Source organism: Micromonospora sp. CNZ297 (assembly GCF_007827625.1).
This window is the reverse complement of record NZ_VISU01000072.1, coordinates 1-1,026: the sequence shown is the minus strand read 5'-3', so window position 1 is coordinate 1,026 and position 1,026 is coordinate 1. Positions and strand designations below refer to the sequence as shown.

General features: G+C 67.2%; 1 protein-coding gene. It reads right to left on the bottom strand.

The window, feature by feature from the left end; translation table 11 throughout:
• A partial coding sequence (locus FB454_RS34730; protein ID WP_047893886.1) for an IS5 family transposase occupies positions 1 to 914 on the bottom strand: 914 nt, incomplete at its 3' end.
• Positions 915 to 1,026: the final 112 nt, after the last annotated feature.

Here is a 1,026-nt window from a genome sequence, read left to right as displayed (position 1 = left end):
TAGGTCGTGTTTCGTAGGGCGCGGAGCCATTGGTTGATGGCGGCGATGGTGAGGGTGGCTTCATAGCGCACGGCGAGTTTGTCGTAGCGGGTGGCCATGGCGCGGTGTTGTTTGAGCTGGTTGATTCCGCACTCCACGGCGTGACGCAGGCGGTAGACCTCGGGGTCGAAGGCGGGCGGACGTCCGCCTTTGGACCCTTTGGCCTTACGGTGCGCGTCCTGGTCGGCCTTGCTCGGGATGCACGCTCGGATGCCGCGGGATCGCAGGTGGGCTCGGTTGGCCTTGGACGTGTACGCCTTGTCGGCCAGCACGGTGTCGGGGCGGGTCCGTGGCCGGCCGCCACCGGCTCGCGTGACACGTACTTTGGCCAGTACGGGGATGAACTGCGGGCTGTCGCCGCGCTGGCCGGCGGTCACTACCAAGGCCATCAGTTTGCGGCCTTGCTCGCAGGCCAGATGGGTCTTGGTGGTCCAGCCGCCCCTCGATCGGCCGAGCCCATGATCTGCCGGCTCGGCCTGCACACCACCGGGCGGCTCCTTCTGCGCCTCACCGTCGCGGCGAGCTCCAGCGGCGTGCTGATGGGCGCGGCTGATGGTCGAGTCCACGCTCACCGTCCAGCCGATCAACCCCGCCGCGTCCGCCAGGGCCTGCAACGAGGTGAGGATCTGCGCCCAGACGCCGTCACGCTGCCAGCGCCGGAACCATCGATACAAGGTCTGCCACGGCGGGTAGTGCACGGGCACGTCCCGCCACGGAGATCCGGTCCGGACCCGCCAACGAATCCCGTCGATGATCACTCTCATGGTCCATCTGCGCGGCCGAGCATGACCCGTTCCCGCAGGCAGCAACGGTTCCAGCACCGCCCACTGCACATCGGTCAGGTCATGTCGCCTCGCTGCCGCTACGCTCGGCACGAGGTCTCCGGTGTGAAGTTCTAGCTTGGTCGCTGAACCAACTACCGGAGACCTCTTCAATTAGCGACCACCGCCACGCCCCAACACCGACGCCCTACGAAACACGGCCTAG